At 72.1% G+C, this 23,309-nt stretch carries 24 protein-coding genes and 3 pseudogenes; 12 read left to right on the top strand and 15 right to left on the bottom strand.

Going from position 1 to position 23,309, the window contains the following annotated elements; all coding sequences use genetic code 11:
- A pseudogene (locus tag ABD371_RS34955) lies at positions 1-116 on the bottom strand (electron transfer flavoprotein subunit beta); the annotation flags it as partial.
- 420 nt (positions 117-536) lie between these two features.
- On the opposite strand from ABD371_RS34955, the gene ABD371_RS34950 reads away from it, so the two are divergent.
- A complete protein-coding gene (locus ABD371_RS34950; protein ID WP_344486520.1) occupies positions 537-1,259 on the top strand; it encodes a lysophospholipid acyltransferase family protein in 723 nt (240 codons plus the stop codon).
- A 77-nt stretch (positions 1,260-1,336) separates the two neighbouring features.
- Here ABD371_RS34950 and ABD371_RS34945 read toward each other — a convergent pair whose 3' ends face one another.
- The 5 genes from ABD371_RS34945 to ABD371_RS34925 form a co-directional block, all read right to left on the bottom strand.
- A complete protein-coding gene (locus ABD371_RS34945) occupies positions 1,337-2,029 on the bottom strand; it encodes a B3/B4 domain-containing protein (protein ID WP_344486517.1) in 693 nt (230 codons plus the stop codon).
- Positions 2,030-2,040: 11 nt separating this feature from the next.
- Positions 2,041-2,628 carry a transglutaminase domain-containing protein gene (locus ABD371_RS34940; protein WP_344486514.1) on the bottom strand — a complete coding sequence of 196 codons (588 nt, stop codon included), beginning with the start codon at positions 2,626-2,628 and terminating at the stop codon, positions 2,041-2,043.
- Between the two features lie 81 nt (positions 2,629-2,709).
- Positions 2,710-3,798: a threonine aldolase family protein gene (locus ABD371_RS34935; protein WP_344486511.1), complete on the bottom strand. Its 1,089-nt coding sequence runs from the start codon at positions 3,796-3,798 to the stop codon at positions 2,710-2,712.
- The gene (locus ABD371_RS34930) at positions 3,777-4,529 is read right to left on the bottom strand and encodes an SDR family NAD(P)-dependent oxidoreductase (protein ID WP_344486508.1); all 753 of its coding nucleotides are present in this window, start codon (positions 4,527-4,529) and stop codon (positions 3,777-3,779) included. Before ABD371_RS34930 ends, ABD371_RS34935 begins: the two co-directional genes overlap by 22 nt.
- A gap of 26 nt (positions 4,530-4,555) precedes the next feature.
- A complete protein-coding gene (locus ABD371_RS34925; RefSeq protein WP_344486505.1) occupies positions 4,556-5,971 on the bottom strand; it encodes a DUF6421 family protein in 1,416 nt (471 codons plus the stop codon).
- Positions 5,972-6,378: 407 nt separating this feature from the next.
- On the opposite strand from ABD371_RS34925, the gene ABD371_RS34920 reads away from it, so the two are divergent.
- Positions 6,379-7,029 carry a glycerophosphodiester phosphodiesterase gene (locus tag ABD371_RS34920; protein ID WP_190127073.1) on the top strand — a complete coding sequence of 217 codons (651 nt, stop codon included), beginning with the start codon at positions 6,379-6,381 and terminating at the stop codon, positions 7,027-7,029.
- Positions 7,030-7,077: 48 nt separating this feature from the next.
- On the opposite strand, the gene ABD371_RS34915 is transcribed toward ABD371_RS34920, so the two are convergent.
- Complete coding sequence (locus ABD371_RS34915; RefSeq protein WP_344486502.1) at positions 7,078-7,638, bottom strand: GNAT family N-acetyltransferase; 561 nt, start codon at positions 7,636-7,638, stop codon at positions 7,078-7,080.
- A gap of 163 nt (positions 7,639-7,801) precedes the next feature.
- Between ABD371_RS34915 and ABD371_RS34910 the strand changes: the two are divergent.
- From ABD371_RS34910 to ABD371_RS34890, 5 genes and pseudogenes are all read left to right on the top strand, one after another.
- Positions 7,802-8,196: pseudogene (locus tag ABD371_RS34910) on the top strand (VOC family protein).
- A 154-nt stretch (positions 8,197-8,350) separates the two neighbouring features.
- The gene (locus ABD371_RS34905) at positions 8,351-8,905 is read left to right on the top strand and encodes a DUF5134 domain-containing protein (RefSeq protein ID WP_344486499.1); all 555 of its coding nucleotides are present in this window, start codon (positions 8,351-8,353) and stop codon (positions 8,903-8,905) included.
- An 85-nt stretch (positions 8,906-8,990) separates the two neighbouring features.
- Positions 8,991-9,926, top strand: coding sequence for a M56 family metallopeptidase (locus tag ABD371_RS34900; RefSeq protein WP_344486496.1), 936 nt, complete (start codon positions 8,991-8,993; stop codon positions 9,924-9,926).
- A gap of 146 nt (positions 9,927-10,072) precedes the next feature.
- Complete coding sequence (locus ABD371_RS34895; protein ID WP_344486493.1) at positions 10,073-10,762, top strand: phosphatase PAP2 family protein; 690 nt, start codon at positions 10,073-10,075, stop codon at positions 10,760-10,762.
- A gap of 176 nt (positions 10,763-10,938) precedes the next feature.
- Positions 10,939-11,631 (top strand): TetR/AcrR family transcriptional regulator, encoded by a 693-nt coding sequence (locus ABD371_RS34890; protein ID WP_344486490.1) that lies wholly within the window; start codon positions 10,939-10,941, stop codon positions 11,629-11,631.
- Here ABD371_RS34890 and ABD371_RS34885 read toward each other — a convergent pair.
- Positions 11,598-13,121 carry an LVIVD repeat-containing protein gene (locus ABD371_RS34885; protein ID WP_344486487.1) on the bottom strand — a complete coding sequence of 508 codons (1,524 nt, stop codon included), beginning with the start codon at positions 13,119-13,121 and terminating at the stop codon, positions 11,598-11,600. The two genes, ABD371_RS34890 and ABD371_RS34885, sit on opposite strands and share 34 nt — an antisense overlap.
- Positions 13,122-13,289: 168 nt before the next feature.
- On the opposite strand from ABD371_RS34885, the gene ABD371_RS34880 reads away from it, so the two are divergent.
- Both ABD371_RS34880 and ABD371_RS34875 read left to right on the top strand, forming a co-directional pair.
- Entirely contained in the window at positions 13,290-14,000 is a 711-nt protein-coding gene (locus tag ABD371_RS34880; protein WP_381735571.1) for a DUF305 domain-containing protein, read from the top strand.
- Between the two features lie 83 nt (positions 14,001-14,083).
- Entirely contained in the window at positions 14,084-14,638 is a 555-nt protein-coding gene (locus tag ABD371_RS34875) for a GNAT family N-acetyltransferase (protein ID WP_344486484.1), read from the top strand.
- Here ABD371_RS34875 and ABD371_RS34870 read toward each other — a convergent pair.
- Positions 14,635-15,240, bottom strand: a complete 606-nt coding sequence (locus tag ABD371_RS34870; RefSeq protein WP_381735577.1) for a DUF6214 family protein — start codon at positions 15,238-15,240, stop codon at positions 14,635-14,637. The genes ABD371_RS34875 and ABD371_RS34870 overlap by 4 nt on opposite strands.
- 460 nt (positions 15,241-15,700) lie before the next feature.
- Complete coding sequence (locus ABD371_RS34865; protein WP_344486481.1) at positions 15,701-16,087, bottom strand: ArsR/SmtB family transcription factor; 387 nt, start codon at positions 16,085-16,087, stop codon at positions 15,701-15,703.
- A 143-nt stretch (positions 16,088-16,230) separates the two neighbouring features.
- On the opposite strand from ABD371_RS34865, the gene ABD371_RS34860 reads away from it, so the two are divergent.
- The 3 genes from ABD371_RS34860 to ABD371_RS34850 all read left to right on the top strand — a co-directional run bounded on the left by ABD371_RS34860 (position 16,231) and on the right by ABD371_RS34850 (position 18,918).
- Entirely contained in the window at positions 16,231-16,893 is a 663-nt protein-coding gene (locus ABD371_RS34860) for a uracil-DNA glycosylase (RefSeq protein WP_190127071.1), read from the top strand.
- Entirely contained in the window at positions 16,890-17,879 is a 990-nt protein-coding gene (locus tag ABD371_RS34855) for an N-acetylglucosamine kinase (protein ID WP_344486476.1), read from the top strand. Before ABD371_RS34860 ends, ABD371_RS34855 begins: the two co-directional genes overlap by 4 nt.
- Before the next feature lie 118 nt (positions 17,880-17,997).
- On the top strand, positions 17,998-18,918 hold the full coding sequence (locus ABD371_RS34850) for a sirohydrochlorin chelatase (RefSeq protein WP_344486473.1): 921 nt from the start codon (positions 17,998-18,000) through the stop codon (positions 18,916-18,918).
- A gap of 95 nt (positions 18,919-19,013) precedes the next feature.
- On the opposite strand, the gene ABD371_RS34845 is transcribed toward ABD371_RS34850, so the two are convergent.
- The 5 genes and pseudogenes from ABD371_RS34845 to ABD371_RS34825 all read right to left on the bottom strand — a co-directional run.
- Positions 19,014-20,072, bottom strand: coding sequence for a lactonase family protein (locus tag ABD371_RS34845; protein WP_344486470.1), 1,059 nt, complete (start codon positions 20,070-20,072; stop codon positions 19,014-19,016).
- A gap of 90 nt (positions 20,073-20,162) precedes the next feature.
- Positions 20,163-21,662 carry an FUSC family protein gene (locus ABD371_RS34840; RefSeq protein WP_344486523.1) on the bottom strand — a complete coding sequence of 500 codons (1,500 nt, stop codon included), beginning with the start codon at positions 21,660-21,662 and terminating at the stop codon, positions 20,163-20,165.
- Positions 21,663-22,013: 351 nt separating this feature from the next.
- On the bottom strand, positions 22,014-22,247 hold the full coding sequence (locus ABD371_RS34835) for a hypothetical protein (protein ID WP_344486467.1): 234 nt from the start codon (positions 22,245-22,247) through the stop codon (positions 22,014-22,016).
- A gap of 6 nt (positions 22,248-22,253) precedes the next feature.
- On the bottom strand, positions 22,254-22,934 hold the full coding sequence (locus ABD371_RS34830) for a TNT domain-containing protein (RefSeq protein ID WP_344486465.1): 681 nt from the start codon (positions 22,932-22,934) through the stop codon (positions 22,254-22,256).
- Positions 22,935-23,149: 215 nt separating this feature from the next.
- Positions 23,150-23,309 (bottom strand): annotated as a pseudogene (locus tag ABD371_RS34825) (chorismate synthase); the annotation flags it as partial.

The raw sequence follows: 23,309 nt of genomic DNA, 5'->3' as shown, positions 1-23,309 counted from the left end.
AGCTCCGACAGCAAACCGTCCACACCCTCACGGTCCACCGTCAGATCCCCCGCGAAACGCCGGTCCCCCGCCGCATCGGGCACATACTTCACACAGACAACAATCCTCAAGCTCACGCCGGCTCTCCTCCTAGCAGTGGTCATCTCTGTGGAGTCCCCCGCGCCCAGGGCCGGGGCCAGGGGCCTGCCTCGGCAGGCAGCTTAGAACCCGAAGGGCGGGATTTCCGGCCGGGGCGACCGACGCTCCGAACGGAATATTACTCACCAGTACGAATTCAACCTACCCCGTAAGCAAGCGCTTGGAACTGTGACCTTGCCAACCCCTTTCCGGCCGTACTGACAGGGGGAGTCATATGGGGGTCGCCGTCACAAACGGCTGAAAATGCATGACGTGACGAGAATCTCGCCCGCCGGAGCCGCCAGGACTGGTCAGAGCGGCGCACATGGGGCACGATCTGCCCCAGTGCCGAAAACCTACGGCTGCGTAACTTACACCGGGCGAACCCTCCCCGGGCACGACAGAAGGGTCCTCCCCAGATGGCAGAGTTCGTCTATCGGCCGGTCGTCGGCGCCGCTCTCACCTTGTTCAAGGCGCTGGACCTGAAGATCGACACTCAGGGGTCGCAGAACATCCCGCGCTCGGGCGGCGCTGTGCTGGTCAGCAACCACATCAGCTATCTGGACTTCATCTTCTCCGGCCTCACCGCCCTGCCCCAGAAGCGACTGGTGCGCTTCATGGCCAAGGACGCGGTCTTCCGCCACAAGATCTCGGGCCCGCTGATGCGCGGCATGAAGCACATCCCGGTGGACCGCAAGCAGGGCGAGGCGGCCTATCAGCACGCCCTGGAGGCGCTGCGGGCGGGAGAGATCGTCGGCGTCTTCCCCGAGGCGACGATCTCCGAGTCGTTCACCCTGAAGTCGTTCAAGTCGGGCGCGGCCCGGCTGGCGCAGGAGGCGGGCGTACCGCTGATCCCGATGGCGCTGTGGGGCACTCAGCGGCTGTGGACCAAGGGCCGGCCGCGCAACTTCAGGCGCAGCCACATCCCGGTGACGATCCGGGTGGGCGAGCCGGTCGAGGCCCCCGCCGACCAGTACGCGGGCGCGATCACCCGCCGGCTGCGGGAGCAGGTGCAGGAGCTGCTCGAATCGGCGCAGCGCGCCTACCCCGTACACCCCAAGGACGCGTCGGACACCTGGTGGGTGCCCGCGCACCTCGGGGGCACCGCGCCGTCGCCCGCCGAGATCCGCGGCGCTCGCTGAGCACACGCGCACACGCGTCGAAGGCCGCCCGGGAGCACACTGCTCCGGGGCGGCCTTCGGCGTCCTGCGCCGGGCCCTTATCGGGCCGGGTGGAGGGTGACGCTCACCCCGGGGCTCAGCTTCTCCAGCGACTCGGCCAGCTCGGCGGCGGCGGCTTCGAGCGCGTCGGCCGTCATGGGGTCGAGCGCCTCCAGCAGGAAGATCGCGTCGACGGTCTCCTCGGTGAGCCGGGTGCGCGGGCCCTGTCGCCAGTTCCAGCGGCGGCAGGTGACACCCTCGTCGTCGCACCAGACGACTTCGCCCGCGTCGGGGTGCTCCACCGTCTCCTCGCCGGCCGCGACGGTGACGAACGGCTCCTCGCCGGTGGCGCGCAGCAGTCGCATTCCGCCCCGGACGAGGTTGAGGTCCTCGCCTCCGACGGGGATCAGATGGGCGACGCTGATCGCGTTGTAGAGGTCGACGAGCGCGTTGACGCGCGGCAGTCCGCCGTCGGCGAGGGCCCTCTTGGCCAGCGCCTCGGCGGAGTTGCGGGTGCGCGAGGGCTTGGAGCCGAAGGCGGTGTACACGGCGCGCCAGGCGGCCATGTGCGGGTCCTCGTGCGGGGCGCGGCCGTCGAGCCGGATCGCGAGCCTGCGGGCGGCGTCGTCGAGGAGGGCGGAACTCGCCTCGCTGCTGGGCCCGTTGACCAGGCCGCGCGCCTCGACGGCGAGGTGCGTGAAGCCGGGCGCGAGCGCCCTGACCTCGTCGGAGACGGTGAGCGTGAGCGCCATGCCGGAGTGCCTCACAGTTCGGTGGGGAGATGCGGCCAGAGGGATTCCCGGTCGGTCGCGGTCTGGAGGGCGCGGAGTACGACGGGATGCGGTGCAGCATACAACACCGGATAGTCCACTTCATTGCACTCCGGTCGTACCGGAAAGGCCAGTCGCTCACGGTCGAGCGAGAACCGCGCGTCCACGCCCGGCTTGTTGCCCCGGGGGTCCTGCCGCGCCCAGCCGTGCCGCCCGTCCGGTCCGGGCAGCCACACGGCGACCAGGCCGTGAATGACGCCGAGGTTCTGGTAGCAGAAGGCGGTGGGTATGCCCTCCGCCCGCAGCAGGGCGGCGAGGGCGTGGGCCTTGGCGTAGCAGATGCCGGTCTTCAGCCGCAGGACGTCGGAGGCGCGCCAGGTGACGCGGGGATCGCCCGCGTCGTTGGAGTGGGGAATGGTGTCCCGGACGAATTCAAAGGCGGCTTTGGCGTATGAGTATGCGTCGCCGTTCTCGGCCTTGAGGCGCTGGGCCTCTTCGCGAACCAGCGGGTGCCCATGGTCGATGACCTCGTCCGCGGCGAGATAAGCGGAGAGATCGGGCAGCTGTTGCAGCAGTTCCATGCCCGGGGAGTTTATGGAGAACGGCCGACCGGAGTCAATCATTTTCCGGTCGGCCGTATACCCATGCATTTTGGAGAGGTCCTAGCGGGCCATCTCCTCCTTGAGCGCCTGGACAAAGGAGTCCACGTCGTCCTCGGTGGTGTCGAAGGAGCACATCCAGCGGACGTCGCCGGCCGTCTCGTCCCAGAAGTAGAACCGGAAGCGCCGCTGGAGCCGCAGGCTGACCTCGTGCGGCAGCCTGGCGAAGACCGCGTTGGCCTGTACGGGGTGGAGGATCTCGACCCCGTCGACCTGCCGCACGCCGTCGGCGAGCCGCCGGGCCATGGCATTGGAGTGCCGGGCGTTGCGGAGCCACAGATCGCGTGCGAGCAGGGCTTCCAGCTGCACCGAGACGAAGCGCATCTTGGAGGCGAGCTGCATCGACAGCTTGCGCAGATGCTTCATATGGCTGACGGCGTCCGGGTTCAGCACGACGACGGCCTCGCCGAAGAGCATGCCGTTCTTGGTGCCGCCGAAGGTGAGGACGTCGACGCCGACGGCGTTGGTGAAGGTCCGCATGGGGACGTCCAGCGAGGCCGCGGCGTTGGATATCCGCGCCCCGTCGAGGTGCACCTTCATTCCGCGCTCATGGGCGTGCTCCACGATCGCCCGGACCTCGGCGGGGGTGTAGACCGTGCCCAGTTCGGTGTTCTGGGTGATCGACACGACCTGGGGCATCGCCCGGTGCTCGTCGTCCCAGCCCCAGGCCTGCCGGTCGATCAGCTCGGGGGTGAGCTTGCCGTCCGGGGTCGGCACGGTCAGCAGCTTGAGGCCGCCCATCCGCTCGGGGGCGCCGCCCTCGTCCACATTGATGTGGGCGCTCTCGGCGCAGATCACCGCGCCCCACCGGTCGGTGAGGGCCTGGAGGGCGGTGACATTGGCCCCGGTGCCGTTGAAGACGGGGAACGCCTCGGCGGCGGGGCCGAAGTGGCTGTGCATCACGCGCTGGAGGTGGTCGGTGTACTCGTCCTCGCCGTAGGCGACCTGATGGCCGCCGTTGGCCAGGGCGAGGGCGGCCATGACCTCCGGGTGCGCGCCCGCGTAGTTGTCGCTGGCGAAACCGCGCACCTCGGGGTCGTGGTGACGGCGGGCGGCCGTGGTCACGGGCTTCACGGTCGGGGCGTCAGCCACAGGCGCTGTCCATTCGCTTCCTCGGCGGGGCGGTCCCACACGCCGACGATGGCCTCGGCCAGATCGTCGACATCGGTGAAGCCGGCGAACTTCGCGTTCGGGCGCTCGGCGCGCATGGCCTCGTGCACCAGTGCCTTCACGACCAGGATGGCGGCGGCGGTCTTCGGACCCGTCTCGCCCCCGGCCTTGCGGAAGGCGTCGGCGAGCGCCAGCGTCCAGGCCTCGGCCGCGGCCTTGGAGGCGGCGTAGGCCGCGTTGCCCGCGGTGGGGCGGCCCGCGCCGGCGGCGCTGATCAGCAGATACCGTCCGCGGTCGCTGCGGAGCAGTCCGTCGTGGAAGGCGAGGGAGGTGTGCTGGACGGTACGGATGAGCAGCCGCTCCAGCACGTCCCAGTCGGCCAGGTCGGTCTCGGCGAAGGAGGCGCTGCCGCGCCAGCCGCCGACGAGATGGACCAGTCCGTCGATCCTGCCGAACTCCTTCTCGGTCTTGTCCGCCCACTCCCGGGTGGCGGCCAGATCGAGCAGATCGACGGTGTCCCCGGTGACGGTGGCCCCGCCGTGCGCGTAGCGGGCGGCGTCGACCGCCGAGGCCAGGCGCTCGGGGTCGGCGTCGGCCGCCACGACGGTCGCTCCGGCCTCGGCCAGGCGCAGCAGCGCGGCCCGCCCCGCGGGTCCCGCCGCTCCGGCGACCGCGACGACGGCGCCCTCCAGCGGACCGCCTGAGTTCTTCATGGTCGTCGCCTCCTTGGTTTCAGTGCTCACGCGGCTGCCCCCGAAGCGGTCGCGCCGGCCACCGGGCCCGCAGCGGTGATGCCCTTGGTGGAGGCGATCACTTTCCTCAGCTTCTTGGCGAGCGCCTCATAGAACATGCTGAGCGGAAACTCGTCCGGAAGCACATCGTCTACGAGTTTACGGGGCGGCTGGGTCAGATCGAGGGCGTCCGGGCCCTTGGCCCAGCGGGAGCCGGGGTGGGGGGCGAGATAGGTGGAGACCAGCTCGTAGGCGGCGAACCAGTGGACGAGCTTGGGCCGGTCGATGCCGTCGCGGTAGAGCTTCTCGATCTCGGCGCAGAGCTGGTTGGTGACCTGCGGGGCGCGCTCCCAGTCGATCTTGAGGGTGTTGTCCGTCCAGCGCAGTACGTCGTGCTGGTGGAGGTAGGCGAAGAGGAGCTGGCCGCCGACGCCGTCGTAGTTGCGTACGCGCTCACCGGTGACGGGGAAGCGGAACATGCGGTCGAAGAGCACCGCGTACTGCACGTCGCGGCCCTGGGAGACGCCGTCGGCCTCCAGGCGCACGGCCTCCTTGAAGGCGGTGAGGTCGCAGCGCAGCTCTTCGAGGCCGTACATCCAGAACGGCTGGCGCTGCTTGATCATGAAGGGATCGAAGGGCAGGTCGCCGTGGCTGTGGGTGCGGTCGTGGACCATGTCCCAGAGGACGAAGGCCTCCTGGCAGCGCTGCTGGTCGCCGACCATCTCCTGGATGTCCTGGGGCAGCTCGACGCCGAGCACGTCCACGGCGGCGGCGGTCACGGCGCGGAAGCGGGCGGCCTCGCGGTCGCAGAAGATGCCGCCCCAGGTGAAGCGCTCGGGGGCCTCGCGGACGGCGATGGTCTCCGGGAAGAGGACCGCCGAGTTCGTGTCGTACCCCGCGGTGAAGTCCTCGAAGGTGATGCCGCAGAAGAGCGGGTTGTCGTAACGGGTGCGCTCCAGCTCGGCGAGCCAGTCGGGCCAGACCATGCGCAGGACGACGGCCTCCAGATTGCGGTCCGGGTTGCCGTTCTGCGTGTACATGGGGAAGACGACGAGGTGCTGGAGGCCGTCGGCGCGGGAGGCCGCGGGCTGGAAGGCGAGCAGCGAGTCCAGGAAGTCGGGGACGTCGAAGGCGCTGTCGGCCCAGGCGCGCAGGTCGGCCACGAGGGCGCGGTGGTACTCGGCGTCGTGGGGAAGCAGCGGGGAGAGCTCCTCGACGGCGGCCGTGACCCGGCCCAGCGTCTCCTCGGCGGCCCGGCGGGTGGGCGCGCCCTCGGCGTCGAAGTCGATGGAGCCGTCGGCGGACTGCCAGGGCCTGATCTCCGTGACGGCGTTCTTGAGCCGGGGCCAGGCCGGGTGGTCGATCACTCGGTCGCCGGTGGATATGGCCGCGCTTGCGGCTGCCTGCACAAGAATTTCCGTCATGTCACTTCCTTCACGGGAGAACTTAGCGTCAAGACACCGTATCCATGACGGCTTCTTCCGGACAAGTAGGTGTAAAGAAATTATCCTGCACACCCCCCATGATCACCGAAACTTTTACTGTCGCCGGAGACGGGCACGAAGGCTTCCCCGCTTGTCAACGCGGACCGGAACACGCCCACGAGCGGGTGAAGAGCCCCTGGCCCGGGAGTACCCGCGAGCCTCGGCGGGCAGTGCCGTACCGGCGCTCGCGCCCGTCCGCACCGGATGTGCGCGCACGGTTGCCACGCCCGGCGCGGCCACTAGGCTGCGTCCTTGCCGGACGGCGCGCTGGGCCGCGCCGCCCGGATGCCGCCGTCGACGGAAGCGAGAGAATCTTGACTTTCCTCACCATCGGTCATCGCGGGGTCATGGGCGTCGAGCCGGAGAACACCCTGCGCTCGTTCGTCCGTGCCGAGCGCTGCGGTATGGACGCCATCGAGCTCGATCTGCATCTCAGCAAGGACGGCGCGCTGGTCGTCATGCACGACGCCGACGTGGACCGGACGACCGACGGATCCGGCCCCATCGCCGAGAAGACCCTCGCCGAGCTGAGGGAGCTGGACGCGGGCGGCGGTGAGCGGGTGCCGCTCTTCGACGAGGTGCTGGGCGCGGTGGGGACCCCGCTCCAGGCCGAGATCAAGGATGTGGCCGCCGCCAGGGCACTGGCCGAGACGATGATCCGCCACGATCTCGCCGGCCGGGTCACCGTCTCCTCCTTCCACGACGAGGCGGTCGCGGAGATCTCCGCCCTGGTGCCCGGTGTGCGGACGGTGCTCATCGCCAGCCGCTGGGGCGAGGACATCGTCCGGCGCGCCCAGACCGTACGCGCGGGCGCGCTCGCCCTGAACATCCGCAGGCTGACTCTGGAGACCGTGGAGAAGGCGCACGGCGAGGGGATCGAGGTGATCGGCTGGGTGGTGAACACCCAGGGGCATCTGCGACTGGCCCGCGCGCTCGAACTCGACGGCGCGACCACGGACTTCCCCGAGATCCGGCGCACCGGCCGGTTCACCGCCTGACCCGGCCGCCTGTGGCCCGCCGGGCGGGCCACAGGCCGGGCACCGGGGTCAGTGCAGCTCTTTGACCAGCAGTTCGAAGGCGAGGTCGTCCCGGAGCGGCAGGCCCGCGGTCTCCTCCTCGTAGGGGAAGGGGCTCAGCTCTCCCGTACGGCGGTATCCCCGGCGCTCGTACCAGGCGATCAGCTCTTCCCGTACCGAGATCACCGTCATCTGCATCCCGCGCACGCCCCAGCTCTCACGGGCGGTGCGCTCGGCCTCGGCGAGGACGCGGCGGCCGAGCCCGGCGGCCTGGAGCCCGGGGTCCACGGCGAAGAGTCCAAAATAGGCGGCCTCGCCCCGGTGCTCCAGCTGGCAGCAGGCGACGATCCGGCCGTCCCGCTCCACCGCGATCAGCCGGCTGTCCGCGCCGTGGATGATCGCGCGCACTCCGGCGGCGTCGATCCGGCCGCCGTCGAGGAAGTCGGCCTCGGTGGTCCAGCCCCGGCGGCTGCTCTCGCCCCGGTACGCGGACTGGATCAGCGCGAGCAGCGCCGGCACATCGGCGTCGACGGCGTCACGGAAGGTGGGTTCACCCGCGTTCGCCGGGTTCCGGGGCGGTGCGATGTCCATGCTCGGCTCTCCCATGACGGTCCGATCTGCGTGCCGTTGCTCTGCGTGCTGATGTTCACGCGCTGATCCGGGTGCGCCCCGGTCGCGGGGAACTCAACGAGGGTACGGGGTGCGCGTCACCGGGTACGGATCGAGGGGACGCGTCTGCGGTTGGGGTTGCCTCATGGTGCATGTACTGAGCAGCCGGATCATCGTGCGTCCTGTCGACCCGGACCGGTCCAGAGCCTTCTGCGGGCGGACGCCCGCCCTGCCGGTCCACCGCGGGTTCGGCACCGGCCCCGAGCGGGGGACGGTCTGCTTCCCGGCGGCGGCTTCCTCGAACTGTCCGGGCGCGCGGCGGACGCGGACGGGTCCGCGGCGGCCGGGGTCGAGCTGTGGCTCCAGGTCGAGGATGCGGCCCCGGTCCACGCCGAGCTGTCGGCCGGGGGCGCCGAGGTGCTCCGGCCGCCCGTGCGGGAGCCCTGGGGGCTGGTGGAGATGTGGCTCGCCGAGCCGGACGGCCACCGGATCGGGGTGGTGGAGGTGCCCGAGGGGCATCCGCTCCGTTACCGCCCCTGAGGCCGGAGGGACGAGAGGGGTTGGCCGCCGGGCGGGGGTGCGCGGCCCGGCCGTGCCCTGCGCTCCGAAGACACCCCTGTGCGCCGGTGTGTGCCCCCGCCGGGGGCGGGCATCGACCCGTCGGCCGTCGGCTCCGACGAGGGGGAGGGTCTCCGTGCACGGACCCGCGCTGTCCGGATGGCTGCTCGTCGCGCTCTGCGGAACGGCCGGCGGATACTGTCTGGCCCGGATGCGCGGCTGCTCCGGGCCGGCCCGCTCGGCGGCGGGGAACGAGGCCCTGATGGGCCTGGGCATGGCCGCGATGGCCGTGCCCGTGTCGTCGGGGCTCGCTCTCCCCGGGTGGACCTGGCCGCTGTACGCGGTCCTCTTCGGCGGCGCGGCCCTCGCCGGACTGTGGTCGGCCGGGCGCGGCGGAGGCCGGCATCTCCACCATCTCGTCGGCTCGCTCACCATGGTCTACATGGCCGTGGCGATGATGTCCGGCACCGCCCACGCCGGGCACTCGGCGGCCGGGGTCCCGCTGGTGACCGGCGCGCTGCTCGGCTACTACGCCGTCCATGTGCTGCGCTCGGGCGCACGCCTCGTACCCGCCCCCGCACCCGCGCCCCCTTCGTACGGAGCGGAGACCCCGGAACGCGGCCCCGGGCTGGTCGGGGCCTGCCGGCTGGCGATGGGGGTCGCGATGCTGGCGATGCTGCTCGCCCTCTGAGGGCACGGCACCGGGAAACGTGTCGTGCGTCACTTGCCCCGCCGCGCCGTACCCGCAGGTAGTCCGGCCCTCATAGGGTGATCGCATGTTGGTCTCCCTCGTGCTGCTGTCGCTCGGCGCGCTGGCCGCCGTGCTCGCCCCGCGTCTGGTGTCGCGCGCCGACTGGTCGGAACGCGAGCCGATCGTGGCGCTGTGGGTGTGGCAGTGCGTGGTGGCGGCGGTGCTGCTGTCGTTCGCGCTCTCCATGACCTTCAGCGCGGCAGCCGCCTGGCAGCTGGTGCGCGGGCAGGTCTTCGCGCCCGCGCCCCGTGCGGTGGTGGAGGCGTACGCCCTGGGCACGGACGAGCCGTGGCCCGCCATTCTCGCGGTGGTGCTGGCGGCCGGCGGGGTGTGGACCGCCGCGATGCTGACCCGGGAGATCCGCGACGCCCGCGCCCGCCGCCGCGGACGGCGCACCGAGCTGCTGGTGCGCTCCCCGCTGCTCCCCGGCGAGCAGCCGGGCGGTGAGCGTCTGGTGGTGCTGGAGGGCGAGCGTCCGGACGCCTGGTGGCTGCCGGGCACCTCTCCCCGGCTGGTCATCACCACCGCCGCCCTGCACCGGCTGAAGGGCCGTCAGCTCGACGCCGTACTCGCTCATGAGCAGGGGCACGCGCGGGCCAGGCACGACTGGCTGCTGCACTGCTCCGCCGCGCTGGCCAACGGGTTTCCGCAGATTCCGGTGTTCGCCGCGTTCCGCGACGAGATGCACCGGCTGGTGGAGCTGGCCGCCGACGACATGGCCTCCAAGCGGTTCGGCCGGCTGACGACCGCGCTGGCGCTGGTCGGTCTCAACGAGGACCGCGGCGTCTTCGGCCCCTGCGGCACCCCGGAGGCCCAGCTGCCCCGGCGAGTGAACCGGCTGCTCTCGGCCACACCGAGACTCACCCCCGGCCGCCGGCTGCGGCTGACCGCGGCGGCGGCGCTGGTGCCGGTGGTGCCCCTGCTGGTCGCCTTCGTACCGGCGATGCGCGCGCTGACCTAGCCGTATTGCCTCAGAGCCTGTCGTACGCCCCCGGAGCGACTGCGTCCGCCGCGCCGGGGAACGCGGGGAGGAGCGGCGGCCGGAATGCGACACTCACGGGCCGGCGCGCCGGCCCCACCCCATACCCGACAGGAATGATCGCCTCCATGTCTTCCCCGCGACCGGTTCCCCCCACTTCCCCGCCCCGCCCGCCCGGCGGTGGCGGCGGCGGGCCGGCCCGGACGAGCGCGGTCCTGGCCGTGCTCTCCGCCGTGCTGCTGACCCTGGTCGCCGTCTCCTGGGCGCCGCTGATCTCGTTCGACCGGCGGGTGGCCGAGGCACTGCACCGCTCGGCGGTGGAGCACCCGGGGATCGTTCACGTCAATCGGATCCTCACCGACTGGGTGTGGGATCCCTGGACGATGCGGGCGCTGCTCGCGGTGGCCGTGGTGTGGCTGTGGTACCGGGGGGAGCGGCTGTTCGCCTGCTGGATCGCCGGGACGACGCTCATGGGCTCCGCCGTCCAGCAGACCCTGAAGGCGTCCGTGGGCCGGGAGCGTCCCCAGTGGCCGGACCCCGTCGACTCGGCGCACTACGCGGCCTTCCCCTCGGGCCACGCGATGACCGCCACGGTCGTCTGCGGTCTGCTGCTGTGGGTGCTCGTCCGGCGGGGGGCCTCGGACCGCGCACGGCTCTGGGGGTGGGCGGCCGTCGTCGTGTCCGTCGTCGGAGTCGGCCTGACCCGGCTCTATCTCGGGGTGCACTGGCCCACGGATGTGCTGGCGGGCTGGCTGATGGGGGCCGCTGTGGTCACCCTCTCGATCACCGTCCACCACCGGACGGTCCGCTCCCGCTGACCCGGGAGTCCGGGGTTTGGAACCGGGATCCCGGTCCGGCGGCCGGACCGTCCCGGGCCGGACGATCCCCCGCGTCGCCCGGACCGGAACAGGCCCACGCCGAACCGGCTTTCGGGCCCTCTCGGCGTATCGCGCTGAGTATATTGGCTCAGAGCCAGTCAACGCAGGAGTCAAGCATGTCCCCGCGGCGCCCATCGGTCAATGAAGAGATGCGCAGACGTTCCCGCGAGCGGCTTCTCCAGGCGACGGTGGAGCTGGTGGGCGAGCGGGGGTACGAGGCGACCACGCTCGCCGACATCGCCGACCGGGCGGGCTCGGCGCGCGGTCTGGTCTCGTACTACTTCCCGGGAAAGCGGCAGCTGTTGCAGTCGGCCGTGCACCGGCTGATGCACCGGACGCTGGAGGCGGCGCTCTGCCGCGAGCCGCGCAGCGAGGACGGGGACGAGCTGCTGGCACGGGCCATAGACGCCGTGCTGGGGCTCGCCGTCGACCGTCCGACGCTGATGCGGACTCATATGTCGGGGGTGCTCCAGGCCGAGGGCTTTGTGCAGTGCCCCGAGCAGCAGCGGCTGGCGGCCCTGCTGCGGGGCGCTGTGGAGCGGTACGGCCGGGGCCCGGCGGACGAGGACTATCCGCTGCTGCGCGCCCTGTTGATGGGGGCCGTCTTCGCGATCGTGCTGCCGGGTGTGCCGATGGATCCGCGCCGGCTGCGGGCGGAGCTGTTCCAGCGGTACGGGCTCGACTGGGAACTCGGCGTTCCGCCGGACGGGGAGCCGTCCGGCGGAACGCCTGACGAGACGGTGACCGGTCCGGTGACCGGTCGTCCGGCTGCCGATCAGTCGTCGCGACCGTGGTCGTCGTCGAAGTAGTCGGGCTGGGTCTGGGCGTTCAGCTCGTCCAGCCGGATTCGCTTCGCCGGATTCGTACGCTTGTCGTTGATCTTCAGGACGTCGAGGCCCTTGGCGATGTCGTTGGAGTAGACATGGCCGTTGTAGTAGTACGAGGACCAGGGGCCCGCGGTGGTGACCCGGTCGAGGCGGACCGGGCCGCGCTCGAAGAAGCCGATCTCCTGGGGCTTCGAGGAGTCGGTGAAGTCCCAGACCGAGATGCCGCCCTGGTACCAGGCCTGGACCATGAGGTCACGGCCCTTCACCGGGATGAGCGAGCCGTTGTGCGAGACGCACACCTCGGAGTCGGCCTGGTGGCGGTCGATCTTGAAGTAGCTGCGGAAGACCAGCTTGCGCTGGTCGCCCTTGCCGACGATGTCGTAGATGCCGTTGGCACCGCGCTTGGGCCCGACCTCGGCGTTGCAGGTGGCCGAGCCGCCGCCGCCCAGCTCGTCGGTGAAGACGATCTTCTTGGCGCCCTGGTTGAAGGTGGCCGAGTGCCAGAACGCGAAGTTCACATTGTCCTGGACCCGGTCGATGATCTCCGGGCGCTCCGGGTTCTTGATGGAGAACAGGATGCCGTCGCCCATGCAGGCGCCCGCCGCGAGGTCCTTGGAGGGCAGCACGGTGATGTCGTGGCAGCCGGTGGTCTTGGAGACACCCGGGTTGGTGGGGGCTCCGGGGTTGCCGCCGCCGTCCGGGCCCTCGCCCGGGAAGAGCACCGGGAAGTCGATGACCCGGGACTTCTCGGGGGCCTTGCGCGGCACCTTGACGATGGAGATGCCGTCGTGCGGCGGCTGGCAGTCGGGGTAGGCCGCCTGCGGGCCGTACGACGAGACGTACACGTACACATTGCGCCGCTCGGGCACGATGGTGTTGGTGTGCGAACCGCAGGCGGTCTCGACGGCGGCGACGTACTTCGGGTTCCGCTTGTCGCTGATGTCGAAGATCTTGATGCCCTCCCACGATTCCTTCACCGTGGCGGACTGCGAGGTGCTGTTGCAGGAGTTGTCACTGCGCGAGGAGTCGGTGGAGAGGATCAGCAGGTCCCCGCTGACCGAGACATCGTGCTGACCGCCGGGGCAGAGCACCTCGGAGACGGTCTCCGGGGCCTTGGGGTTGCTGATGTCGTAGATGGTGAAGCCGTCGTAGTTGCCGGCGTAGGCGTACTTCCCCTGGAAGGAGATGTCCGTGTTGATGCCCTTGAGGGCGCCCTTGGGGATATTGACGAGGTGCTCGATGTTGTCGCTGTGGACTATCTCGTCCACGCCGGGTATCTCGCCGCTCGTGATGGCGGAGCGGTCCTCGGCCTGCTGACCCGAGGAGACCTTGGCCTTCTGGGTGGGGCCGTCCCCCGGGTCGGGGGTGGCCAGCGCGGGGCCGGCCGTCAGCAGCGTGGCCAGGAGGCCGGCCGCGGCGGTGGCCGCGCCCAGTCGTCTCCGCCGCACGCGGTTGATGTGCAACAAACTCACTGCGTCCTCCCTTGAGTCCGTTCCTGGTTGAACGGTTCACGGATCTCGGCAGTATCTTCCCTAGCATGGACATCTCAACAGACGGCAACACAGACGTAATGAAACTTTTTGATCATCAGGCCTCCGGACCGTGTTAGGACGGACTCGAACAGTCGTCAAACACCCCGAATGACACAGGAGGTCGCCATGGCGAACCGCCGCTGGAAGCCCCGCGTCCGCGCGCTGGCCGTCGTGCCCGCGGTCCTCGCGGCCGTACTGACCCTCGGAGCCTGCGAGTCGGACTCCGACGCTCCGCCCAAGGCCGCGGCGGATGCCGGCCCCTCCGTGGTGGCCCCCGGCAAGCCCGGCGAACCGGCGAGGACGCTCTCCGCCGAGGACGCCCGCAAGGCCCTGCCGGACGACTCGCCCAACGATGCCGACCTCTCCTACGCGCACATGATGATCGAGCATCACCGGCAGGCCCTGACGATGACCGCGCTGGTCCCCGACCGTGGTGAGTCACGGCAGGTCAAGGCTCTGGCGGAGCGCATAGCCGCCTCTCAGAAGCCCGAGATCGGCGGCATGGAGGGCTGGCTGAAAAGCCACGGCGGCCACACCGCGAAGAGCGGGAAGGGCCACGGCGACCACGGGCACCACGGCGGGCACGACGCGGGCGCGATGCCCGGGATGGCGAGCGAGGCGCAGCTGAAGCAGTTGCGGGAGGCGAAGGGCAGGGCGTTCGACAAGCTCTTCCTGAAGCTGATGATCACTCACCACGAGGGGGCGATCGCCATGGCCACCCAGGTGCTGGCGGACGGGAAGAACGTCCGGGTGGAGGAGATGGCGAGCGATGTGATCGCGAGCCAGGCCACCGAGATCGACCGCATGCGCGACATGTGAGCCGGCGGATGATCGGCGACGGCGGCGGCCGGGGACCGGGAACCGGGATGCCGGCGGGCCCGCCCCGGAGCGGGGCCCACGGCGTGCGCGATCTCGTGGAGACCCCTTCCGGCCTGGTGCTGCGCGGATGGGCGGCCCGGGACGTCCTCCCGGTGGCGACCGCCTTCGGCGATCCCCTCATGCGCGGCCAGAGCCGCCGTCCGGTGGATTCGACGACCGCCGCCGAGCGCTGGATCGCGGATCGCGCCGACGAGTGGGCCCTCGGGACCGCCTTCTCCTTCGCCGTGGTCGACGGCGAGGACACCTTGCTGGGCCAGGTCTCGGTGGGCGCGGTGGACCGGTGCCACTCCACCGGCTGGGTCTCCTACTGGACCGTGCCGGCGGCCCGGGGCCGGGGCGTCGCCTCCCGAAGCTGCCACGCCCTCGCCCGCTGGGCCTTCGACGACGCGGACCTCTTCCGGCTGGAGCTGGGCCACCGGGTGAACAACCCTGCCTCCTGCCAGGTGGCGCGCGCCGCGGGCTTCGCCGTGGAGGGGCGGGAGCGCCAGAAGCTCCAGTACGACGGCGTACGCCACGATGTGGAACTCCACGCCCGGCTGGCCACGGACGCCGAACCGCCGCCGCCCCCGGGGCGCTAACGCCGGTGGTGCCGAGGGGCGAGATAACCCTCGTCCCTGGCCCCGGAGATCAGCCGGAGCGACTTGCGGCGACTGCGCCCGGTCGCGCCCATCACCGCCAGGACGGGATCGGCCCCGTCCCGCTGCGCGGCCCGGTAGGCGTCGGCGGCGATCCGGCGTACCGTCCGGCCCCTGAGCCGCCCAGGGCGCGGTCTGCGATGCCCAGCGGCCGGTACGGAAGGCTCCTCGGCGGGCACGAGCGCGAGCGGCACGGGCCCCGGCGGCGGGTCCGGGGCGGCGGCGGTGCGGCAGGCGTCCGCCAGCGGGGTCTCGATGAGGCGGGCCAGAGCGCTGAACTCCGGCAGGGACAGCGGTGGTTCGGCGCACAGATCCTCGATCGTGATACGGCCGTCCTCCACCACCGCGAGCACATCGATCCGCGCCCCGTCGGCGAAGGTCAGCCGAACGTCGAACCAGGACGGCCCCCCGGCCCCCGGCCCCGCCGCCGGCGGCCCCGCCCGGGTGACCGTGCCACGGCCCTGGACCTCCCAGACCGGCGGATACGGCAGCGCCTCGCCCGGATCACCCTGGTCATGAGCGTGAGGAAACCCCGTTTCTCGCACAATTAACACGTAACCAGCCAAGTGATGCATATGCGCGGCGGCACGCGTGGTCCACCCCGCGCGGCACCCTGTCAGCTCATACAGCGCCTCAGGATTCCCCCGGTCGCCATGGGGCATGTCACGGGCTCGGCGAACTCGCCATCGCGGGAGGATTCCGCCACGCGATCACACGCGAGAGCTTCGGCCCCGACACCGTGACCGGCCTGCCCGGGATCGCCGCCGGCACCCTGATCGCAGTGGTCCGCGCCGGTGAACTCCGCGCCGGACGCCCGACCGTCACGGCCCTCGGGCGGGGCTGACCTCGGCACACGGAAAGCCCCGGCCTCCATCGGGAGACCGGGGCTTCGACCGGAGCGCTGGGCAGGCCTTGCACCTGCATCCCCCCACGGGAAGCGGGGTATCTTTCCTTGGACCACCAACGCGAGTCCCTCGACCGGTTGTTCCGGCCGCGAGCACATGATCAATATACCGCAGGCGGGGCCGGGGGCGCACCTCCGGTTCGGCCGGGCGGGGCGGAGGAGTGGCGGGAGACGGCGACGAGGACGCTGTCGAGGAGGCCGGGGAAGAGGTTGTCGAGGTCGTCGCGGCGGAGGTCGTTCATCTTCGAGGTGCCTCGGTAGGCCTGGTGGATGACGCCGCTCTCGCGGAGGACCCGGAAGTGGTGGGTGGAGGTCGACTTGGTCACGGGCAGGTCGAAATGGGAACAGGAGAGCTGTTCCGGGGAGCCCGCCAGGGTGTGGACCACATGGAGGCGGAGGGGGTCGGAGAGGGCGTGGAGGACGCCTTCCAGACGGATGTCCTCTCGTGCGGGGTGGGGGAGATCGCGGGGGTTTGTCGTGGTTCGCACGGCAGCTCCATTCGGCATTCCGGGCCGGTGGGCCCGATGTCCCATCGTACGAAACTTCTCGTAGTTTGATGGATCTCGTACCGGACGGGACGGGCGGCGGCGTTGCCCCAGTAGAGTGACGCTTCGTGACAGCGCGACGACCTTTGAAGGACATCATCGAGCCGGGCTGGGCCGAGGCCCTGGAGCCGGTTGCCGAACGTATCGCCGCGATGGGCGACTTCCTGCGTGCCGAGATCGCGGCGGGGCGGACGTATCTGCCCGCCGGGGCGAATGTGCTGCGCGCCTTCCAGCAGCCGTTCGACGAGGTGCGCGTCCTGATCGTCGGTCAGGACCCCTATCCCACACCGGGGCACGCGGTGGGGCTGAGCTTCTCGGTGGCGCCCGAGGTGCGGCCGGTGCCCGGGAGCCTGGACAACATCTTCCGGGAGATGCACGCCGATCTGGGGCACCCCCGTCCGTCGAACGGCGATCTGACCCCCTGGACCCGCCAGGGCGTACTGCTGCTGAACAGGGCGCTCACCACCGCTCCCCGCAAGCCGGCCGCCCATCGCGGCAAGGGGTGGGAGGAAGTGACCGAGCAGGCCATCCGGGCGCTGGCCGCCCGGGGCAAGCCCCTGGTCTCGGTGCTGTGGGGGCGGGACGCCAGAAATCTGCGCCCGCTGCTCGGCGATCTCCCGGCGATCGAGTCCGCGCACCCCTCCCCCATGTCGGCGGACCGGGGCTTCTTCGGCTCGCGCCCCTTCAGCCGCGCCAATGAGCTGCTCGAACGTCAGGGGGCCCAGCCGGTCGAGTGGCTGCTGCCATGACCACGCGCTGGGTGCTCGGGGTGGACTCCGGGGGCTCGGGGCTGCGGGTGGGTCTCGCGGACGCCGCCGACCCGGGGCGCGCGAAGTCGCTGCGTTCCTCGGCCCCGGTGCGCACCGGGGCCGACGGGATCGACGCGGGGCAGCTGCTGGAGCGGCTGACGCCGATGGCGCGGGCGCTGCTGGCGGACGCCGGCGGCGGCTCCGTGGTGGCCGCGGCGGTCGGCGCGGCCGGTATGGCGACGCTCGGCGGGCGGCTGCGCGCGGAACTGCCCGGGGCGCTCGCCGAATCGCTGGGGGTGCGCCGGATCGCGCTCGCGGCGGACGCCGTCACCGCCTACGCGGGGGCGCTCGGCCAGCGCCCCGGCGCGGTGGTGGCGGCGGGCACCGGAATGATCGCGCTGGGCACGGATCTGACCGGCTGGCGGCGGGCCGACGGCTGGGGTCATCTGCTGGGCGACGAGGGCGGCGGCTCCTGGATCGGGGAGGCCGGTCTGCGGGCCGCGCTGCGCGCCCACGACGGGCGGCGCGGCGGCTCCGCCGCGCTGCTGAGCGCCGCCGAGGCGATGTTCGGGCCGGCCGGGGAGCTGCCGGGCCGGGTGTATCCGCGTACCGACCGGCCCGCGGTGCTGGCCTCGTTCGCGCCGGAGGTCGGCCGCTGCGCGGCGGCCGGGGACGAGCGGGCGGCCGGCATCCTCGCGCTGGCGGCCCGTCAGATCGCCGAGGCGGCCGAGGCGGTGTGTCCGCCCCCGGGGGACGGGCCGGCGCGGGAGGTCGCGCTGACGGGCGGTCTGTTCGCGATGGGCGAACCCCTGCTCGCCCCGCTGCGCGCGGAGACGGCCGCGCTGCTGCCCGGCGTCCGGACGGTGACCGCGGCCGGGGATCCGCTCGCCGGGGCGGTGCTGCTGGCGTCCGCGCTCGCCGGGGGCTCGCTGCGGCTGCCGCGTCATCCGACACTGCTTCATGTGCCAACAGAGCGGGGCAGATAAGACGATGGGTCGCAGAGTACCCAGACAGACGATATCCATCGGATAAATACGGACAGATGACACTTGACCACCCCCTCCCCGAACAGTCACGCCCTCAAAGCCAGTAGCATGCGGCGCCATGAGCTCCCCCACTGGGCCCGCGTCCGGCCTGCCTGTACGAATGCCGCGACCTCGTCAGTCCGGACGGCACCGCCGACCGGAACCCGTGGCCGCCCCCGAGGGCGCGCCCGCGCTGATTCTCGCCGTGCCCGGCGTCCCCTCGCCCTCGACCCGCGGCCTGGCCGAAGAGACCATAAGCATCGCGCGGTCCGAGCTGCCCGGCCTTGAGGTCGGCATCGGATACCTGGACGGCGAGGACGCCGAGTACCCCAGCCTTCAGCAGGTGCTCGCGCACACGGCCGCCCGGCGCACCGAGCGGTACCAGATCGCGCGGGCGGCGGGCCGTGAGGTCGCCGAGCCCGAGGGTCCGGTGGCGGTCGTGGTGCCGCTGCTCGCGGGCCCCGACAATGTCCTGATGCGGCGGATCCGCCAGGGCGTCATGGAGAGCGGGGCCCCGGCCGAGCTGACGGACGTACTCGGTCCGCATCCGCTGCTCGCCGAGGCCGTGCATGTGCGGCTGTCGGAGGCGGGGCTGGCGCGGGCGGACCGTGCCCGGCTGTTCACCGTGGCCACCGCCGCCGACGGGATCATCCTGGCGACGGTCGGCGGGGACGAGGCCGTGCGGGCGGCCGGGATCACCGGCATGCTGCTGGCCGCCCGGCTGGCGGTGCCCGTGATGGCGGCGGCGCTCGACAACGAGGGCTCGGTGGGCGCGATCGCCGATCAGCTGCGCGGCTCCGGTTCGACGCAGCTGGCCCTGGCCCCGTATCTGGTCGGCCCCGAGCTGCCGGACGGACTGCTGGAGGCCGCCGTCAAGGACGCGGGCTGCCCGGCCGCCGAGGCGCTGGGGGCGTACCCGGCGATCGGCAAGCTGGTGCTGTCGCAGTACACCACCACGCTGGGCATCACCCCGCAGCCGCAGGGCTCGCCGGTGCACTGAGTACACGGTACGGAGAAGGGCCCGCGCCGCTTCGAGCGGTGGCGGGCCCTCTCCGTTCCGTACGGTTCCGGGCCCTGTACGGGCCCGTAGGGCCGCTACCGGGCCGGCGGGGTGAAGATCACGCAGGAGGCCGCCGGGGCGGCCAGGGAGCCCGCTTTCCGGGGCACGCCGGTGTCCGGGTCGATGTCGAACCAGGTGACGTCGCCGGAGCGCTCGTTGGCGGCGTAGAGCCTGCGGCCCGTGGGGTCGAGGGCCAGGTCGCGCGGCCAGTGGCCGCCGCACGGCACGGTGGTGACCAGTTCGGGCCGCTCACCGCTCGCGTCGAGCGCGAGGACGGCGATGCTGTCGTGGCCCCGGGTGGCGGCCCACAGCCACCGTCCGTCGTGCGAGACGACGACCTCGGACGGATAGGCGGGGCCCGCGGCTCCGTCGGGGAGCACGGAGGTCTCGCCGACCGGCTCCAGCAGCCCGCGCTCGGCGTCCCAGCGGCAGACCGTGAGGGTGGGCACCAGCTCGTTCAGCACATAGACCTGGCCGCCGGACGGGTGGAAGGCCAGATGGCGCGGGCCGGTGCCGGGGCGCAGCGCGGTCTCGCCGTGCGGGGCCGGCTCGCCGGTCCCGGGGTCGACGGCGCTGATCCACACGGAGTCGGTGCCGAGGTCGACCGCGAGGGTCCAGCGGCCACTGGGGTCGGGCAGCACCTGGTGGGCGTGCGGGCCGAGCTGGCGGTCGGGGTCGGGGCCGGAGCCCTCGTGGCGCAGCACCGCGGTGGGGGCGGCCGGTACGCCGTCCTCGTCCAGGGGGAGCACGCTGACGCTGCCGGAGCCGTAGTTGGCGGTGAGCACATGGCCGGCGACGACGGCGAGATGGGTGGGGCTCGCGCCGTCCACCGGCACCCGCGCGCCGAGCTGCCGGGGTGTGCCGTCCCGGACGTCGAAGGCGGCGACCGCGCCGTCCTCGGTCTCGGAGACGGCGTAGAGCACCGGCCGTCCGCCGGTGGCGAGGGCGAGGTACGAGGGGTCGGCGACGGCGTCACTGGCCCCTGTCTCGGTCAGCGCACCGGTCTCCGCGTCGACGTCGGCGGCGATGATCCCGCGCCCGCCCGCCGAGGTGAACGACCCTATGAATGCCCGTCCGGCGCTGTTGTCGCCCACAGTGTTTCCCCTCACTGATCGTTCGTTGGCCCGGCAGACGGTAGCAGCGGTCTAGACCAACTGTCTGCACTCGCCCCCGGCGGGGACGCCTCAGGAACCGGCGGCCGGGGCGGTCGGCGGGGTGCGCAGGGGCTCGAAGAGTTCGGAGAGCAGCCGTTCCAGGCCTCGCACATGGGTGAGCGCGGGACCGTCGGCGGCCGGGGCCGGGTGCGGGGCGAGGCCCGCCGTGTCGGCCGTCCGGCCGGCGGCCGGGGAGGTCAGGGCCTCGACCGCGGCCTCCACCCGCGACCAGGCCGCCGCGAGCCGGGCGTCGTGGCCGGTCTCGGGGCCGGCCGCCACGGCGACCAGTCCGCGCAGCTCGGCCGCGCACTCGTCGAGGAGGGCCAGCACTCTGCGGGCGCGTGCCTTGCGGCCCCGGTAGGGGCTGAGCGGATGGACCAGCGGGGCGAGGGAGAGGCGTACCCGTCCCAGCAGCAGTTCCAGTTCGGCGATGTGCGGGGCGGGGTCGGCCCCCCGGTCGCCGGCCAGCCGCTGGACCGAGGCGGAGGCGGAGGCGCGTACGCAGCGCAGCGCGCGCTGGATCCACGCGTCGTTGGTGGTGTGGGTGGTGACCGGCAGTACGAGGACCACGGCGAGGGCGGCGCCCAGCGCGCCGATCGCCGTCTCCTGGAGGCGCAGGACGAGCAGGGCGGGGTCGAGGATGCCCAGCAGGCCGTAGAGCAGCCCCGCCATCAGGGTCACGGCGACCATCATCCAGCTGTAGGAGACAGCGGCGGTGTAGAAGATGCCGAAGACGCACAGGGCGACCAGGGCGGCGGAGGGCAGCGGGGCCCCTTGCAGCGGGATCGCGATCAGCGCGCCGACCACGACGCCGACGACCGTGCCCAGTACCCGGCGGAAGCCCCGTACCAGCGTCTCGCCGCGCGACACGGTGTTCACGAAGATCCACCAGGCGGTGCCGACGGCCCAGTACCAGCGCTCGTCGGAGAGCAGCTGGCCCAGCGCGAGGGCGAGGGCGCAGGCGGCGGTGGCCTGGAAGGCCTGGCGGGTGGTGGGGCGGGCCAGTCCGGTGCCGGGCAGCGGCGGGGGCGCGGCGGCGGGCGGGGTGGAGCGCTCGATGGGCCAGAGCGCGAACCGCACCAGGGCGGCGACGGCCAGCGCCAGGCCGGTGGCGGCGTACAGCTCGGGCAGCTGCGACGGGACGGCGTGCAGGAACTGGGTGACGAAGGCCATCATGAACGCGAAGATGCCCAGCGCGTGGCCGCGCGGGCCCCAGCGGCGGGCGTAGACGCCCGCGAAGACGATGGTCAGGATGACGGCGTCCCGGACCAGGGGGGTGCCGTGCAGGGTGGCGGCCAGCGCCAGGACGGGGAATCCGGCGGCCGGGAGCAGGGCGGTGGTCCTCGCCTGGGCGCGCACGGTGGCGTCGGCGACGGTGAAGAGGGCGAGCAGGGCCGCCAGCCCTCCGGTGATGGAGGCGGTCAGCGAGAGCCCGGCCAGCTCCGAGGCGGCGACGGCCAGTCCGACGCCGATGACGGCGCGGCTCGCGTTTCTGAGCCTGAGACGCCCCGGGTCCGGGGCCACGAACATCCTCTTCACGGCGGTCGGCCGCCCCCTTGTCTCGCCTCTCGCCCGCCGCCGGGGGCCGCCCGGGGGTGGTGGGGGCTCGACGGCACGACGAAGGCGTCGCGCTCCGGGGCCGGCGTCGTTGCCGCCCGGCGCCGCGCGACGCCGATCTGTGCATGGATACGGCACAGAAAAGCATCCGAGGGGGCATTGGCTCAAGAGCCGCCTGGAGCACTGGGCCATTGGTCCAGTGCTCCAGGCTTTCCCTCGGCCATGAGGGGGCCAACGGACGGCGGGGCTCCGCGAGAGGGATCTTGAAGGATCCTCAGCGGTCCTCAACGGTTCTCAGCGGTCCTCAGCGGTCCTCAAAAGTGCTCAGAGGAGGAGTCGCAGCAGATGGGCGCAGGCCTCGGCCTCGTCCGGGTGGCGGGCGACCACCTGGTGGACGCCCCGCTCGTAGGCCCCGGTCTCCCACGTGCCGTCCGGGGCGCTCCGCAGGAAGAGGAAGTCGGGGGGCGGGGGCGCGGGCTCATGGACCCCCTCGATGCGGTAGTGGCCGTCGGCGACCCCTGCGGCGATCAGCGCGGCCCGTGCCCCGTGGCGGTTCATCCCCGCTCAGGCGGCGGGCGCGAGGTAGCCGCGCTCCAGCAGCCACTTGACGTTGAGCCGCTGGTCCTGGCCGGGGTTGAGGAAGACCGGGTCCAGCTTGATCTGCTGGCCGCCGCCGGGCTGCTCGAACCAGGGGGCGATGCTGCCCTGCCACACCCAGAACGCCTTGGTGACCTTGTAGACGCGGTAGTCGCAGGCGACGGCGGCGTCCCGGGTGTTGAGGTTCTGCGGGGGCAGCGCGCGCTCGGCGTAGGAGTCGCCGGCCGGGGCGAGGTAGCCGCCGTACTCGGAGCCGAAGCGGTCCAGGCGCTGGCCGGGACGGAGCTTGGTGGGCTCCTTGTCGATCTCGCCGTTGACCTCGCCGAAGCCGTCGTTGGGCGGGTACTTCCAGCTGCCGGACTCGGCGGGCCCCTCCCAGTACTTCTTGAGGAAGGCGGCCGGCTTGAGGTCGCCGGTCCGCTGATAGCCCTTCAGCAGCGGGCCCACCGGTGCGAGGTTCTTCTTGGGGAGGTACTTCGGGCCCAGGCGGGCGTCGCCGCGGAACTCGCCGGTGCAGGGCTCGTTCTTCTTGGCCGGGGCGGCGGCGGTCCTCTCGCCCGGCGACTGCGCGGCGGCGGTCGCGGCGGGAGCCGTCATCAGACCGGCGGTCATGCCGAGCGCGGCCAGTACGGTGCTTATGCGGTTCATCCGGAAGTCCCCTCACACTGATGATCAATCAGGAAAAGCCGACGCAGGCTACCTTCTTGATCATCAACGGAGGGAACACCAGGGCGATTTTCGGTCGATCGTGCGATGTTCCCGGGACGCCGGAGGCCGGACACCGAGGCCGAAGGCCGGAGGCCTGGTGACCCCGGGCGGCGGAATTCATCCCGCCGCCCGGGGCGTCGCCGGGCCGCGCCGCTCTAGACGGGCCAGAGACTGTCGAGGTACGAGGCGACATTGCGGCGGGTCTCGGTCACGCTGTCGCCGCCGAACTTCTCCGCGACCGCGTCCGCCAGCACCAGCGCGACCATCGCCTCCGCCACGATCCCCGCCGCCGGCACAGCCGCCACGTCCGAACGC

Source organism: Streptomyces amakusaensis (assembly GCF_039532665.1).
GTDB classification, from domain to species: Bacteria; Actinomycetota; Actinomycetes; order Streptomycetales; family Streptomycetaceae; genus Streptomyces; species Streptomyces amakusaensis.
Note: the sequence above shows the minus strand (reverse complement) of the source record. Positions and strands in the feature narration are given on the sequence as shown.